This is a genomic window from Streptomyces sp. MCA2 (genome assembly GCF_023544705.1).
GTDB classification, from domain to species: domain Bacteria; phylum Actinomycetota; class Actinomycetes; order Streptomycetales; family Streptomycetaceae; genus Streptomyces; species Streptomyces decoyicus.
In genome coordinates, this window is the sequence record NZ_JAMJFM010000095.1 from 1 (window position 1) to 14,661 (window position 14,661).

Sequence of the window (14,661 nt, forward strand, 5' to 3'; positions counted from 1 at the left end):
AAACGGCCACCGCTTCGTCCAGCACCGGATCGCCGCCGAGGCCACCGAGGTGTGGGAACTGCTCCAGGCCGGCGGGAGGGTGTATGTCTGCGGTGACGGCAGCCGGATGGCGCCCGGTGTCCGGGCCGCCTTCCGCGAGCTGCACGGTGCGTGCACCGGCGCCTCGCCACAGGAATCCGAGGCCTGGCTGCGCGAACTGACCGCATCCGGGCGCTACATCGAGGACGTCTACGCGGCGGGCTGAAGCCGGTCCCTCTCCCCGGCGGGCTTATCTCCCGGCCCGCCGGGGGCAGACCGTACCCCTGATAGGCGATCTTGCCCCATTGCCAGGCGGCTTTGACCACCCAGTTCAGGTTGCTTCATCCGTTCCGAGCTAGTCGCGGCCACTGGTGGTCCCCGAGCTCCGTCGCCGGTTCCTCTTCTCGGAGCGACGCACCACCTCGCTCGCGGCGAGCGTCACGCTCGCCACACCGCGGACCCAACGGGGCCCGCCGCGCTCTGCCCACACCACACATACACACCCGCCGATGGCGAGCACCAAGACGCCGAGCAGCACCAGATTGACCATGATCTCCGCCCCTGTTCGTTCGTACGGCCCTGCCGATTGTCTCAAGCCCAGGGAAGAGCCGGGATGTGCCAGAAACCACTGGTCGACGGAAATCTCCTGGCAATCGGTCCAGAGCGCCTGTCAGGGGTCAGCGACATCCCCCTGAGCCACTTTTGCATCTCACGGCAGAATCACTGATGTTCTCGTGGCAGACGACACCGAGCCAGCTCGTCGCCCTGCCCAAGAACGGGGCGCGCCACCTGTCTACGGCCTCCTGGCTGCACGGCACCACCGTCTACCGCAAGGACGTCGCCTCGGAGAACCCGAAGTCGAACGACCGGCTCGCCGCCCTGCTGTTCGCCTCGACCGGGCGGGCCGTTTCGGCGCCTGACTACGTGGGCCTCGGATCGGGTGAAGGCTTCCACCCCTACGGTGACCCTTGGGTCACCGTCGCGTCCTCGGTGGACGGCCTGCGCGCAGCCCGTACCCTCGCCCACCGGAACGGCCGGGACCTGAAACGGAAGGTTCAGGTCAGCGGCTTCTCGCAGGGCGGCCCCGCGACCATGCTGGTAGGCCGGGCGCTTCAGCAGAAGGGCGCCGACCGCTACTTCAGGCTGGGGGCACTCGCCCCGGTCAGCGGCCCCTACACCTCTCGGCCTTCGAGGCCGCCGCAGCCGACGACAAGATCGCCAAATCCGGTATCTACCTCGCCTACTTCGTCACCGCCTGGAACACCTCGCCGGCGTAGGGGGAGCGGAAGGACCTGTTCACCGAGGACTTCTTGAACAAGATCCGCAATCCCGGCGGTGTCCTGAAGGACAAGCTGCGCCCGATGGACAACACGTGTGACTGGCCGCCGAACGTACCGGTGGAGATCTTCCACGGCCGGGGCGACAAGGACGTCGACTTCAGTCACGCGACGTACTGCGCCGACCAGTTGACGAGGAACGGCGAAGCTCCCCGGCTGACCGACGTCGGCGACTACGACCACAACGGATCGGTGCGACAAGCCCTGCCCCGGATCGTCAGGTTCTTCGACGAGTCGGTGCAGACCGACTGAAGCGCGCCACCGGCAATGGCTGGGAGCCGAGGATGTACGCGCAGCGGCGCGCCCTCCCGGCCATGCCTCCGCCGTACGCCCGCCGCCAGTCACGCTGAGGACGCCACGCTCTGGACCTCGGGGGTGCGCGGCCCGGCACCGTCGCGGCCCTGGCGGCCGGGCCCACCTCCAGGCGGCTGTTCATATCCACCCAGCTCGAACCGACCGTAGGGGTTCGCGTGCGTCCAGAACAGCGGGTGCCGAGCGTGGCCCCGGCACCACGTCCACCCTGTCCGTTACATCCGTCCGCTCGTGGAGCACCCGTTGGATTGCCTGGGTGCCCTCCGACATGGCGATGACCCTCCGCCGCCTGACGAAGCCTTCACGCTCGCGGAGCATGATGCGCAGGCCCGCGTGGCTGATGTCGTCGACCACCCCCTCGGCGACCAGGAAGTCGGCCGGCTTGCTCAAGCTCCAGGTCGAAAACGGCAGGTCATGCTCGGTCGGCTCGGACTTGGCGATCTTCTTGATCTCCCGGCGCTCGGGCAGTGTGAAGGTTCTCGGTCGGCCGCCTGGCTCCCGACGTGGCTCTTGGAAACCCATCAACTTCAGCATTCACCCGCCTAGCCCTCTTTCGTGACCCGGTTGGAGTGCGTGGCCGCGCCTGCCGGTGCGGAGGGGTGAACACTCAGGTGCCATAGGCTCCACGGAAGGCAAGAACGCCATGGCAGCATTTCCGGTCCCCGGCTCACGTCGCCGAATACGTCGCACACACGTCATGGCGGCCGGATGCGCCATGGCCCTGTGCACGACCGTGGCAGCCCCCGCCGCGGCGGACGGCGGCACGACCACGACTACGACCAAACCCACCATCGTGCTGGTGCACGGGGCGTTCGCGGACGCCTCCAGCTGGAACGGGGTCGTCGAGCGGCTCCAACGCCGTGGCTACACCGTCATCGCCCCCGCCAACCCCCTGCGCGGGCTGTACAGCGACTCCGCCTACATCGCCTCCGTACTGGACAGCATCAAGGGCCCGGTCGTGCTGGTAGGGCACTCCTACGGCGGCTCCCTGATCAGCTCGGCCGCCGCGGGCAACCCCCAAGTGAAGTCCCTGGTGTACGTCTCGGCCCTGATGCCCGACGTGGGCGAGAACGGCATGTCCCTGGCCGCCAGGTTCCCCAGCGAACTTGACACCGCCACGAAGTCCGTCCCCTACCGTGCCGGCGACGGCCTCAACGGGACCGACCTCTACCTCAAGCCCGACAAGCTGCATCAGGTCTTCGCCGCCGACCTGCCGGAGAGCACCACTAGGGTCATGGCCGTGACCCAGCGGCCCGCGGCAACGACCGCGTTCTCGGAGAAGGCCAAGGTCGCCGCCTGGAAGCACATCCCTTCGTGGTTCCTCGTCGCGAAGCAGGACAAGACCATCAACCCCGACCAGGAACGTTTCGAGGCGAAGCGCGCGGGTTCACACACGGTGGAGATCGACTCCTCCCATGTGGCGATGATCTCCCACCCCGAAGCGGTCACCGACCTCGTCCTCCAAGCCGCCACGGCAGCCGAATCCGCCCGGCCTTCGATGCCCGCCACGGGATCTGCCCATGACGCCCGGACCGAGACCGCACTCACCGGCATCACCGCCGCCTCGCTGATCACGGGCGCGGGAGCCCTCCTCCTGGGCCGCCGGCTGAGGCGCCCCGCGCCCTGACCGCGCTCCAGGGCGACGTCCCCCTGCCGCTACCAGCGACGTATCCAGTGGCAGGCTCCACGGCCGGCGGATGTGGACCTCATCGATGCCTTCGCGGCGGAGCCCGGTGACCCACTTGAGGAACTGGCGCGGGCTCAGGCCGGTGAGCGGGTATGTCCAGGATGGCTCCGACGCCGTGCTCACTCCAGTCACACCAAGATCGTTCCATCCGGAACCAACCGAGGTGGGCAATGAGTCAAGTGCGGAGCCCGAGGTGCCGGTCGAGCCGGCTGCGCAGACGAGCAGAAGCTCCACGGAGAGCGCCGAGTTGTCGCACCTCCTCCGTCGCAAGTTCCCTGCGTCCCGCCAGCGCCAGCACGGCGGCGTAGGGTCGTTCGCCCTCGGCGAGCTTCGCCGCTACGGCATCACGGACGGCTCGCAACACTGTGTAGTCCGCGCGGGGATGTTCCGCCGGCAGGCGAAAGAGCCTGTTGTTGTTCCAGCTGCTGTCTTGGGCCGTGCTCAGCTCCAGCAAAGTGTCGGGCGCCGTATAGGGATTGGCGGCCAGTGCCTGCCAGGCGAAGGGGTACGGGCATCGCGCGAGTCGATGCAGGACGGAGCTGTCGTTCTCGGCACGCGCCAGTTCGAGGTAGTCGGCAGGCGTATGCACGGCCATGGCCCCTCAGGGTCGTCGGGACGGACATCCTGTCATCAAGACTTGGCCACCCGTGTCCGGTGGGCTACTGGTCGCAATCGGTTTGGAGATCCCTTACGGAACAGCACTTAGGCCGGCCGATGGCCAACGAGGACTGCCGACTGGCGGCCCTGCCCCGACAGAGCGGATCCGCGGATCCTCCCTGACCATGTCCGCATACAGCTCCGGTGCAGCTTGCCCGTAGGTCTCACATTTCATGTCGGAATCCCACGGCTGGTGCCGGTTGGAAGTCGGAGACGACATGGCGCTGAGACGTGCGTCCAGCCGCGCCGGGACTGTGCCGGGACTGTCGGATTCCCACTCGTTCTCATTCGTGCCGGTGGATTCTCTTTGGTGGCTCTCTGCGCGGCCGCCCGCTCTCACTCCAGTGGCTGGTCAGTGCTCCGGCGGATCAAGGACGGGTGCATACGGGCTTGTTCGCGCTCGTATACTCGTGCGAGCTCACGGAGGGGGACGTGGAGACAGTGAAGCTTGCTGAGGCACTGGCAGAACGTGCGGAGGCGACGCGCCGTGTAGAACAGTTGCGAGCGCGTGTCGTCAGCAGTGCGCGGTACCAGGAGGGGGAGCAACCCGCCGAGGATGCAGCTCAGCTGTTGGCTGAGGCCGGTGAGGTGCTGAACGCTCTGGAAACGTTGATCCGGCGGATCAACCGGACCAATGCCACCGTGGAGATGGGTCCGGAGGGCACGCTCACCGATGCCCTCGCACGCCGGGACGTCCTGCGGTTGCGTCACTCCGTGGTCACCGCAGCGGCGGACGCGGCGGCGGGTAAGGGCGAGCGGGGATACGGCCGGCAGCTTCGGTCCGAGTTGATGATGCTTTCCGCGCTTCCGGTCGCCGAACTGCGCGGTCAGGCGGACGTACTCGCCCGGGAGATCCGCGAGGTCGATGTGCGTATCCAGCGTACGAACTGGGAGGTCGATCTGCTGGACTGAGCAGTCCAGCAGGCCGGGACGATGTGGAGCAGGTAGCAGTTTCGGAGGCGTGCACACACCGAGGGCCGGCGGTTTTCCAGCCCACTCCTGGCGCGTGATGAGCAACGCGGGGGTTCGACTCCCCAGCAACAGTGCAGCTCAGCACCGCGTACAGGTAAAGGTGCACATTGCACAGCACATCACCACGTGCAGATCCGAGGCGGCGAGGGCGGGTTCGGGGCTCTTCACATCGCAGCATCATGGAGAACGGCGATCTCCGGCGGATTCTGTTGGCGATTTTGGCTGCGCTCCAGTCATCCATCGCGAACGAGACTTCCGCGAAAGCCAGGTCGTTTGAGAACGCCGGCCACGGTCGGTCTCCAACGATCTGGCAACCGCGCTGGTCAGCAACCACCACACGCCAGACGCAGTGCGACAGGACGGCAGGTCGCGCTCGTACCTCGTTCGCGTTGAACCCCGAAGCCTGGAAGGCCACGGCCGCGGCGGGAACATCGGGGCCGGTCGGCACGGTTGCATCGAGCGAGGGACCGGCGCCGCACGGGCGGGGAACACGGAGGCCACAAGGTCGTCCGCCCCACCAGGATCCGGGCCCCAGGATCGCGGTACGCCCGCCGCGAGTTCGGACCAAAACGTATTTTTGCAGGAGGAATGTTTCATGACGGACCGGCCCTTGACGCTCATGGCAGTACACGCCCACCCCGACGACGAGGCCACCGGAACCGGAGGGGTCCTCGCGCGGTACGCGGCGGAAGGCATCCGCACGGTTCTCGTGACGTGTACCGACGGCGGTTGCGGTGACGGACCGAGGGGCGTCAAGCCGAGCGATCCCGGGCACGATCCGGCGACCGTCGCCTTGATGCGCCGCCAAGAACTCGAAGCGAGCTGTGAGGTCCTGAAGGTCAGCGATCTGGAGATGCTGGACTATGCCGACTCCGGGATGATCGGTTGGCCGAGCAACGACGCCCCCGGATCCTTCTGGCAGACGCCCGTGGAGGAAGGCGCCGCCCGACTTGCGGAACTCATGCGGCACTACCGACCCGATGTGGTCGTCACCTACGACGAAAACGGCTTCTACGGCCACCCCGACCACATCCAGGCCCACCGCATCACGATGGCGGCGCTGGAGATGACCGCGCTGACACCGAAGGTGTACTGGACGACGATGCCCCGCTCGATGATGCAGCGGTTCGGGGAGACCATGCGTGAGCTTGGAGACATGCCGGAGCCGGATCCTGCCGAGGCCGCCGCGATGGCCGAGATCGGCCTCCCCGACGATGAGATCACCACGTGGGTGGACACCACCGCATTCAGCAGCCAGAAGTTCGATGCGCTGGCCGCGCACGCCAGTCAGGGCGAGAACATCTTCTTCCTCAAGATGGGCAAGGAGAGGTTCGGCGAGTTGATGGGCATGGAGACCTTCGTACGTGTCAAGGACGCCACCGGCGCGGCCGTACCCGAGAACGATCTCTTCGCCGGACTGCGCTGATCCGCCCGTCCGACCGGGGCCCGGAAGAGCTCATCGGTCGCGCGCTACCAGCCGGGCCCGGACGACCCGCACTGCGATCTCCTCGTGGACCTGACCGGCTGGTAGGGCTGTCTAGCCAACCGCGCAGCCACGATGGCGCCCCGCACCACGGCTGAGGTCTCACATTTACCAGGCTCTTCTCACTCCCTCACCGTCGGCACCAACCCGTTCGTCGTGAACCTGGCGCGGATCCTGTGACCACCCGGAGGGACCGCGGCGGTGCCGTACCGTCCCGTGAAGCCGTGGCGAGCTATTGGTGCTGGTGTTCTCGCGCTTGGCAGTCAGGATGGCTGGACTTGGTCGAAGAGGGCGAGGGCTTCGGCGGGGTCCGGGCTCACGAGGCGTTCCAGACCGGCCGTCGTGATCTTCGCCCACCTGCCGGCCCGTGCCCACATCTGTTCCTCGAAGGCGCGGACGGCTTCGTCCAGATCTCCAGGGCCGGTGGCGATGGACTCGGCGAGTTCGGCGCCTTCCAGCATCGCGAGGTTCGCGCCCGCCCCCAAGGGGGGCATCAGATGGGCGGCGTCGCCCAGTAGCGTCACCCCGAAGACGTGGGTCCAGGTGTGGGACACGGGCAGGACGTAGAGGGGGCGGTGGACGAAAGCGGTGCCGTGGCGGAGGAGGCCGAGGACGGGAGCGGCCCAGCCGTCGAACCGAGCCAGCAGGCTCGATCGCACGGCCTCGACGTCGGCCAGGTCCAGGTTCGTGTGCCAGTCCAGCGGCGCGCGGAACTGGGCGTACACCTTGATGTGGCCGCCGCTGTTGCGCTGGGCGACGAGAGCTCGGTTCACGCCGTACACGGCCACGGAACCGTCGCCGATCAACCGGGCGAGGTCAGGGTGGCGGGTGTCGACGTCGTCGAGGGAGGTCTCGACCAAGGTGACGCCGGTGTAGTGCGGCGTCACCGACGAGACTGCCGGGCGGATCCGGGACCAGGCACCGTCCGCGCCGACCACGAGGTCGAACGTCTCCTGTCGCCCGTCCGCGAAATGGACCAGTACGCCATCCCGGGTCCCCGGCACCACCTGTGTCACGCCCCGACCCCACTGGACGTCGAGAGGGCCGAGCAGCAGGTCACGGAGTTGCCCGCGGTCGATCTCGGGATTGGCCCGGTCATCTGGACGGGGTCGCCAGTCGCGCAGGACGGTCCCGTCCGCGTCCAGGATGCGCATGGCCTGCCCCTCGGGGCGAGACAGTGCCTGGAACTCCGCCAGCAGCCCCGCCTTGTCCAGCGCGCGCTGGCCCAGCCCTTCGTGCAGGTCCAGCGTGCCGCCCGGGGGGCGGGCGTCGGGGGCGGGATCGCGTTCGAGGACGGTGACGGGGTAGCCATGGCGGTGCAGGACACGGGCGAAGGTAAGGCCGGCAGGGCCGCTCCCGACCACGGCGATACGATGTCTCATGTCGATACACTGTATTTCTCTTTGGTGATGCAGAGCAATAGAAGGTGTGACCATGACTGTGTGGGACCGGCCGGAGCCGCCGACTCGCCCCGTGCCGCTCGACCGGGAGCGGATCGTCGCCGCCGCCATCGCGCTGGCCGACGAGGGCGGGCTGGAGGCGGTGTCGTTGCGTAAGGTCGCCGCCCGGCTGAACGCCGGCCCGATGCGGCTGTACGGATACATCTCCACCAAGCAGGAGCTGTTCGACCTCATGGTGGACGAGGTCCAGGCCGAGATTCTCCCCGAGGAGCGGCCCGGTGACTGGCGGGAGGCGCTGCGCATCCTCGCCCACCGCACCAGGCGGACCGCTCTCCGTCACGAATGGCTGGCCGACCTGCTCGGCGGCCGCCCGACCCTGGGCCCGAACGGCCTCGCCGTGACCGAGGAGACGCTGGCCGCCCTCGACGGCCTCGCCGACATCGACACCGTCATGCGCGCCGTGGAGACTGTCAGCGCCTACTTCACCGGCGCGATCAGACGCGAGATCGCGAACCTGCGGGCCGAGCGCGCCACGGGTCTGTCCAAGCGCGACTGGCAGCGCGCCTCCGGTCCGCATGTGACGCGAATGTTGGCCACGGGCCGCTTCCCGGCGCTGACCAAGGCCGTGTACGACGGCACGGACGTGGACGCCGAGTCATCCTTCGCGACCGGCCTGGACTGGGTCCTCGACGCCGTGGCCGCCAAACTCACCCGGCCGCCGGCGTAACGCTCAGCTCTTGCCGAATGCGAGCGAGGCCGGGGTCGGTGTCCACGGGCCGGTGTGGGCCCCCGTACTCACCCTCGGCCACATCGACGCCATCAGCGGCCTGCTCCCACCACTTCCCGGCAACGCCATGCGCTGATACCTCCGCGCGACCGCCCCAGAGGCGGACTTCTTCGGAAGGCCCCGCCGCATGCCCTTGGGCGACGACTGCTCTGGACGAAGCGGGAGTGTCCCTCGTATCGGCCGTAGGACGGCCCTGTACCCGGGGTACGCGTGTTCGCTTAATCTGGGTGTGCCGGGTGGCCCTGAGAAGAGGCCGTACCCGGAAGGCCCCTGGACGCAGGAACGCTCTGCGTCGTGCTGGGGAACCAGTGCCGCTTCGACACGCATGCAGGGACGGACCAGCAGATGCAGGTGAGGTATGAGACCAGCCTCGTGCCCTTTGCGAGCCCGCTGGGGCGGGAATCGCGACATCGGGTGACAGGAGAAGCAGTCCACGACGAGGGCCCGGCTCGGCGGGCGAGGCGTCGTGGATAAGGTCGCGCTCACAGCTGCCGGTCTCTACGTCATCGTTCTGCTGCGCGCCGGAGGGACCTTCGCCGTCGGTTGGCTCGCAGGGGCCGGTGCCAGGCGTGGCAGGCTCGCGGAGCGGATCTCCACGCCCAGGTTCCGACGCGCCGAGCGGGCGATTCAGCGGTGGGGCGCACCGGTGGTGGCCGCCTCCTTCCTGACCATCGGATTCCAGACCGCTGCCAACTTCCTCGCGGGAAGTATGCACATGCCGCTGTCGCGCTACCTCCCCGCACTGTTCGTGGGCGGAGCGGGCTGGGCGCTGGCATACGCGACGGTCGGGATCGGCGCGCTGGAACTGCTGGCAAGGCTGTTTGCCGAGCAGACGGTGATGGGTGTGGGCGCGGTCACCGTGCTCCTCCTCGGGATATGTGGCGTGATGGTGTACCGGCGTAGAAAAGCCGCCTCGACCAACAGCAATACTGCGGCCGACGAATCCTGAACGGCCGCCCTCATATCGACTGCACGCCAGTCAAAGCTCTCCACCATGGTGTCCAACGGCCCTGAGCCGACGACCTCGCACACTGCCGAGCAGCAGCGCGGTGACGCTCCACGCTCAACTTGATGAGTGGCGTGCTGGCCGGCACCGCCTACCGTCTACTGGCCTGGCGGCGCCGGCCTGTGGCTAGCGCAGATGCCGCGCGAAGAATTGGGCTGCGGCGTCCCCCGCGAACTGCGGGACGCCGCTGTGCCCGCCCATGTTGGCGTGCAGCGTCTTCTCCTTGGAGCCGAAGGCGTCGAACAGGTTCAGGGCCGCCTGCCGGTCGTTCCCTTCGTCGTCCCATTGCAGCAGGACGTGCAGCGGAATGGTGACCCGGCGGGCCTCGTCGAACATGGCGGCGGGCACGAGACTCCCGGCGAACAGAACGGCGGCCGAGACGCGCGGCTCGACCAGCGCAAGCCGGATGCCGATGGAGATCACGCCCCCCGAGTACCCGACCGGGCCGCCGATCTCGGGCAGCGACAGGAGGGCGTCCAGGGCGGCCTGCCATTCCGGGACCGACTTTTCGACGAGCGGGAGGACGAGGGCGTCGATGATCTCGTCGCCGACCGGCTCGCCGGCCTCCATAGCCCGGCGCAGGTCGGCGCGGGCCTGCTCGGCGGCGGCCCAACGGGGCCGGTCACCGCTCCCGGGGAGCTCGATGGTGGCCGCGGCGAAGCCATCCGCCGCGGCGTGCCGGGCCCGCCCCGCCAGCCGGGGGTACATCGTGCGCAGTCCGAGCGGAGGGTGGCCGAGCAGAATCAGCGGCGCCGGTGCGGACGCGGATGCGGATGCAGGCGTCCACAGGATGCCAGGGATCTCGCCGAGGGTGAATTCGCGTTCGAGGACGCTGCCGTCGAGGTGCTGTTCAGAAGTGAAGTGCATGGTCGTGCCTTTCGGGAGTGCGCTGGAACGGCGCTCCCGGACGACCTATCGCCCGACCGTGACCCCGGAGGGGAGCACCCATGTCGATACTGCGTTCACGGGTACCACCTCCTCGTTCTCTCGCACGGCCTTCCGGAAAGTAGCAGCGGTCGCCGTGGTCCGCCAACGGGTTTTTGCAGCGGTTCCGTGGCCGGATGCCGCCTCACCAGATAGGACACGGTCTTCATCCGGAACTTCGTTCAGTGGGCTTCTGAACGGAGAAAGGAACCCTGATTGCGGGGGGGGGGAGGAGGAGGGGCAGACTGGCCGCTCTGGGGAATTGCCTCTCCGAGTGTCGGTGCACCTCACGTGTGGCGCGGAGGCGATACGCCGCACTCACGCCGGCCCAGCGGTGGAGCGCTTCTATGACACCGCGACACCAGCCCGGTGTCGGCGCGCAACGCCTCTCCGTGATCCGCGAAATGCTTGCCGAGGCCAGTGCGGTCACGGGAGACCCGTCGCGCGGGGGTAGGGAAGCGGGGGCGGGGGAGAAACTGGCTGATGCAAGGGCGAGTTGAGGTCCCCTCGGAACGGACTCGATCGAGGGCAGGACTCTCGATCGAGGGCAGGACTTGGGACAGGAGGCACCGTTATGCGTATTCCCGGACCCGAGCACCAGGAGGACGGCGGGCTGAGCGCCGTTGCGGCTGCGGGCGGGCTGCACCGGTACCAGTTACGCCTGCACGAGGCGCACGGACCCGTCGTGCGCTTCCAACTGCCGGGCGCGGACACGGCCGTGTCGGTCGCCGACCCTGTGCTTCTGGAGGCCACGGCGCACCTCGACACGCGGCCGGAGGAGCTGTTCGCGTTCCTGGACCCGCTGTGCGAGGCAGGCAACCTGCAAGTGCTACCCGCCGACGAACACACCCCCTGGCGCCGACTGCTGCTCTCGGTGCTCGCCGGACGGCCGGCTCACGAGCGGCACTTCGCGCGCTTCACCGAGCTGGCGCGGGAGCTCGCGGACCGCTGGGCGGGGCAGGCCGACGGCGAACCCGTCGAGCTGCAACAGGAGTTGACCGCGTTGTCGCTCCGTATGATCTGCGGGTTCGCGCTCGGCGGCGCGGAAACCGACACGGCCCGTGTCGTCGCCGCGTTCGAGGAGGTGCTCGCCGAGCACCTCGGGCGGCTCTACCAGGTGCCGCGGGCCGACCCGCGCTCGGCGGAGCGGGCCGAGGCGGCCCTTGCCTATCTGCGCGCGACGGTCGACCGCGTGGTGGCGGCGCACCGCTCGGGCGGCCGCACCGACCGCAGCGACCTGATCGGGGCGCTCGTCGAGGCCGGTCAGAGCCCGGCGCGGATCCGGGACACCGTGATGGTGACGCTGCTCGCCGCCCACCACACCACCGGCGTCGCCGTCTCGTGGACGCTGCACCTGCTGGGCCGCCATCCTGACGCGGCCGATCGCGTCGCCGCCGAACTGGACCAGGTGCTGGGCGAGCGCGCCACGCTCGATTACGGTGATCTGCGGCGGCTCACGTATCTGGACATGGTGCTCAAGGAGTCGATGCGCCTGTTCCCGCCCGGCCCGTACGGCGCCCGCGTGACGACCGAGGACCTGGTGCTGGGTCCGTACGAGATCCCGGCCGGGACGACGGTGTTCTATCCGTTCTGGGCGGTGCACCTGAACCCTGAGCACTGGCCCGAGCCGGAGCGGTTCGACCCCGAGCGGTTCACACCGCAGGAGGTGGCCAAGCGGCCGCGGCTGGCGTATGTCCCCTTCGGGATCGGGCCACGCAGCTGCGAGGGCGCCGCTTTGGCCACGGTCGAGGCCCAACTCGTCCTGGCCGTCCTCCTCAAGCGCCTGCGTTTTCGGCCCGCGCCGGGGCACGAAGTGACGCCGGTGGAACGGTTCGTGCTGTGGGCGCGGGACGGGATCCGGATGATGGTGCGGCCACGGGACCTCTAGGGCCTGTCCGATGGGTCCAGGCCGGAAAGGTCGCGGCGTCCGGCACCGCCCCGATCTCTACACCGACTCCGAAACCTTCGACCCCGACCGCTGGGACCCTCAACGCCCCCAGCCTCCCCGCAACGCCTTCATCCCCTTCGCCACCGGCGCCCGCAAGTGCATCGGCGACACCTTCGCGATGGCCGAGGCCACCCTCGCCACCATCACCGCCCGCTGGCGCCTGAAACACCTGCCCGGCCATCACCAGACCCGCCCCGTCCCGGGAGCGTCCATCGGACCGGGCGAACTCCGGATGCAGCCCACACCTCGGTAGAGGCTCTGACGTGCTTCGGCTCGGCGGGGCGGGCCGCTGAGCCGAACCCGCCGGGCATCTGCCGCCCTTCCTCGACGCAGTCGCCCCGGGGATCAAGGAACAGTTGAGTCTTCCCGAGCACGGTGTCGTGACCGCCACCAAGGTGGTGCCGCGGCAGGGCCCGCGCCGAGACATTCGGCTCCCACGAACCTGTCTTCGGAACTATGGGCCAACTCGCTGCCCGCAAGGCTCTGGAGCACACGGGAGCGCCGCGCACCGAGGTGCCCAGGTGTGTTGCCCCGGCACGTTGGTGACGGGTGACACGTCCTGGTTGGTGCCTGAAAGGGGTGAGGGAAGCGAGTCCGCGATCGGCTGCGGAAGTGGGCGGCCGACGGCACGGTCACTGCCGTCGCCGGGTGCGGGGTGCCGGGATGCACGCTGAATTCGGCCCGGACCGTTCCCGTGCCGCCGTTTGCCCTCGCCTCCTGCCGGACGGCGGGTCAGCCAGGCTTCGTGGGTCGGTCGTGGCGGGACCGAGCGGAGTAGTCGGTACGGATGGGTGGGGCCGAATGCCAGCCAGCGAGGGGCAGGAAAAGGCAGCCGGTGGCGCACCGGGGCGGCCGCGACCACAACCGGGTGTCCGACGTTTCTCGCTGCTTGCGGGTGAAACACGAGACCACGCCGTCGTGCCGACCGAAGCTGGACGATTGCGCCCGTTATTGTCCTTTCTTGTGCCTTTGAGTTGTGCGTTTGTAAATCTCAAGCCCGGCGTCGGAAAGACGACGAGTGCGGTGTGGCTGGCCCATGCGCTTCATGAGTCGGGTATGTCGCCGCTGCTCGTCGACGGTGACCCGGCCGCTTCCGCGCTGCGCTGGAGCGAGCTGGCCCATGGCTTTCCGTTTCCGGTGATCGCTCTGCCGGTGGGGGACGTTCACCGTCGCGTGAACGACTTCCTCGGCGACCGGCAGGCCGTCGTGCTCGATGCGCCCCAACTGGAGGACCATCCCCGCATCGCCCGCAGCATCATGAGGTACGCCGACGAGTGGATCGTGCCCGTGACCCCCGCCCCCATCGAACTGGACCGGATGGCACCCATCCTGGGCGAGATGGCGGACGTGCAGTCCCTGCGTGCCGAGCCGGCCCGCTCGGCGGTGCTGCTCAATCGCACCAACCGTCCCGATGCCACGCGCACCGGGCCCGATGCGGACGCTCGCGAGGCACTCACCGAGCGGGGTTTCGAGGTGCTGGACACCCACATCGCGCGGCTCGACCTGTACGCCCAGTCTTTCGGGAACTCGGTCCAGGCCAAGGGTTCGGCGTACATGGAATTCGCGGAGGAACTGATCAAGCGTCAGGATGAGGCATGAGCCAGCGCAAGGAGAGCTACCGCGCAGCATTGCGGCGCGGGCCGGATGTCTCGGCACCTCGGTCCACCAATGTCACCAGGTTGCAGAGCAGATACATCCGGGTGACCGTCGAGGTCGATCCCGACCTGCGAGGTGATCTGACGCGATGGATGGGATGGCCGGTCTCCTCGGCGGTGTTCGCCGGCGCCACCGTCTTGCGTACTCTGGCCGCCACCGTCGGCTGGGTCGCTCGGCCCGGAGGCCAGGCTTCGTCCGCCCCGCGCGAGGTTCCGGATTCGGGTCGCTGACCAGCCGGCTCGCACGGCGGGGGCCCTGCCTGGAGCTGCCGGCGCGCAGCCTGGTTCAACTCGGCGAAACGGCCTGTCCAAGACGGCTCTGACGCCGTAGCGCTCCAGCCGCGCCGAGATCATCTCACCCGCAGCCACGTCGGCCCCCGGAGCGTCAACGGGAGGACGCTCTGATCTGGGAAACGGGACCTGGTACAACCACTCAGCTCAGCTCAGCTCAGCTCAGAACGGCCCGGAGTGAGTA

The 14,661-nt window shown here is 68.6% G+C and carries 15 protein-coding genes and 2 pseudogenes; 12 read left to right on the plus strand and 5 right to left on the minus strand.

Annotation, left to right across the window (positions count from 1 at the left end):
* A partial coding sequence (locus M8I34_RS40290; RefSeq protein WP_250058050.1) for a hypothetical protein occupies positions 1-244 on the plus strand: 244 nt, incomplete at its 5' end.
* 129 nt (positions 245-373) lie between these two features.
* Here M8I34_RS40290 and M8I34_RS40295 read toward each other — a convergent pair.
* Positions 374-568: a hypothetical protein gene (locus M8I34_RS40295; protein ID WP_250058051.1), complete on the minus strand. Its 195-nt coding sequence runs from the start codon at positions 566-568 to the stop codon at positions 374-376.
* A gap of 191 nt (positions 569-759) precedes the next feature.
* Between M8I34_RS40295 and M8I34_RS42090 the strand changes: the two are divergent.
* A pseudogene (locus tag M8I34_RS42090) lies at positions 760-1,607 on the plus strand (alpha/beta hydrolase family protein); the annotation flags it as partial.
* 366 nt (positions 1,608-1,973) lie between these two features.
* Here M8I34_RS42090 and M8I34_RS41780 read toward each other — a convergent pair.
* Positions 1,974-2,159, minus strand: a pseudogene (locus M8I34_RS41780) (IS630 family transposase); the annotation flags it as partial.
* 223 nt (positions 2,160-2,382) lie between these two features.
* Here M8I34_RS41780 and M8I34_RS40310 point away from each other — a divergent pair.
* Positions 2,383-3,294: an alpha/beta fold hydrolase gene (locus M8I34_RS40310; RefSeq protein ID WP_250058053.1), complete on the plus strand. Its 912-nt coding sequence runs from the start codon at positions 2,383-2,385 to the stop codon at positions 3,292-3,294.
* Positions 3,295-3,529: 235 nt separating this feature from the next.
* Here M8I34_RS40310 and M8I34_RS40320 read toward each other — a convergent pair whose 3' ends face one another.
* Complete coding sequence (locus tag M8I34_RS40320; RefSeq protein WP_250058054.1) at positions 3,530-3,949, minus strand: hypothetical protein; 420 nt, start codon at positions 3,947-3,949, stop codon at positions 3,530-3,532.
* Between the two features lie 503 nt (positions 3,950-4,452).
* Between M8I34_RS40320 and M8I34_RS40325 the strand changes: the two genes are divergently transcribed.
* Together M8I34_RS40325 and M8I34_RS40330 are read left to right on the plus strand one after the other, a co-directional pair.
* Positions 4,453-4,923, plus strand: a complete 471-nt coding sequence (locus tag M8I34_RS40325; RefSeq protein ID WP_250058064.1) for a DIP1984 family protein — start codon at positions 4,453-4,455, stop codon at positions 4,921-4,923.
* Between the two features lie 655 nt (positions 4,924-5,578).
* Complete coding sequence (locus tag M8I34_RS40330; RefSeq protein ID WP_250058055.1) at positions 5,579-6,409, plus strand: PIG-L family deacetylase; 831 nt, start codon at positions 5,579-5,581, stop codon at positions 6,407-6,409.
* Positions 6,410-6,729: 320 nt separating this feature from the next.
* On the opposite strand, the gene M8I34_RS40335 is transcribed toward M8I34_RS40330, so the two are convergent.
* Positions 6,730-7,848, minus strand: coding sequence for an NAD(P)/FAD-dependent oxidoreductase (locus M8I34_RS40335; RefSeq protein ID WP_250058056.1), 1,119 nt, complete (start codon positions 7,846-7,848; stop codon positions 6,730-6,732).
* 52 nt (positions 7,849-7,900) lie between these two features.
* Here M8I34_RS40335 and M8I34_RS40340 point away from each other — a divergent pair, with 52 nt between their 5' ends.
* From M8I34_RS40340 to M8I34_RS40345, 3 genes are all read left to right on the plus strand, one after another.
* Positions 7,901-8,593: a TetR/AcrR family transcriptional regulator gene (locus M8I34_RS40340; protein WP_250058057.1), complete on the plus strand. Its 693-nt coding sequence runs from the start codon at positions 7,901-7,903 to the stop codon at positions 8,591-8,593.
* A gap of 10 nt (positions 8,594-8,603) precedes the next feature.
* Positions 8,604-8,729 (plus strand): hypothetical protein, encoded by a 126-nt coding sequence (locus tag M8I34_RS41535; RefSeq protein ID WP_284051369.1) that lies wholly within the window; start codon positions 8,604-8,606, stop codon positions 8,727-8,729.
* A gap of 390 nt (positions 8,730-9,119) precedes the next feature.
* Positions 9,120-9,602, plus strand: coding sequence for a hypothetical protein (locus M8I34_RS40345; RefSeq protein ID WP_250058058.1), 483 nt, complete (start codon positions 9,120-9,122; stop codon positions 9,600-9,602).
* A 183-nt stretch (positions 9,603-9,785) separates the two neighbouring features.
* On the opposite strand, the gene M8I34_RS40350 is transcribed toward M8I34_RS40345, so the two are convergent.
* Positions 9,786-10,526: an alpha/beta hydrolase gene (locus tag M8I34_RS40350; RefSeq protein ID WP_250058059.1), complete on the minus strand. Its 741-nt coding sequence runs from the start codon at positions 10,524-10,526 to the stop codon at positions 9,786-9,788.
* A 631-nt stretch (positions 10,527-11,157) separates the two neighbouring features.
* On the opposite strand from M8I34_RS40350, the gene M8I34_RS40355 reads away from it, so the two are divergent.
* From M8I34_RS40355 to M8I34_RS40370, 4 genes are all read left to right on the plus strand, one after another.
* Positions 11,158-12,471 carry a cytochrome P450 gene (locus M8I34_RS40355; RefSeq protein WP_250058060.1) on the plus strand — a complete coding sequence of 438 codons (1,314 nt, stop codon included), beginning with the start codon at positions 11,158-11,160 and terminating at the stop codon, positions 12,469-12,471.
* A 10-nt stretch (positions 12,472-12,481) separates the two neighbouring features.
* Positions 12,482-12,784 (plus strand): cytochrome P450, encoded by a 303-nt coding sequence (locus M8I34_RS40360; RefSeq protein WP_250058061.1) that lies wholly within the window; start codon positions 12,482-12,484, stop codon positions 12,782-12,784.
* Between the two features lie 665 nt (positions 12,785-13,449).
* The gene (locus tag M8I34_RS40365; RefSeq protein WP_250058062.1) at positions 13,450-14,130 is read left to right on the plus strand and encodes a ParA family protein; all 681 of its coding nucleotides are present in this window, start codon (positions 13,450-13,452) and stop codon (positions 14,128-14,130) included.
* Positions 14,127-14,417: a hypothetical protein gene (locus tag M8I34_RS40370; RefSeq protein WP_250058063.1), complete on the plus strand. Its 291-nt coding sequence runs from the start codon at positions 14,127-14,129 to the stop codon at positions 14,415-14,417. Before M8I34_RS40365 ends, M8I34_RS40370 begins: the two co-directional genes overlap by 4 nt.
* Positions 14,418-14,661 lie beyond the last annotated feature (244 nt).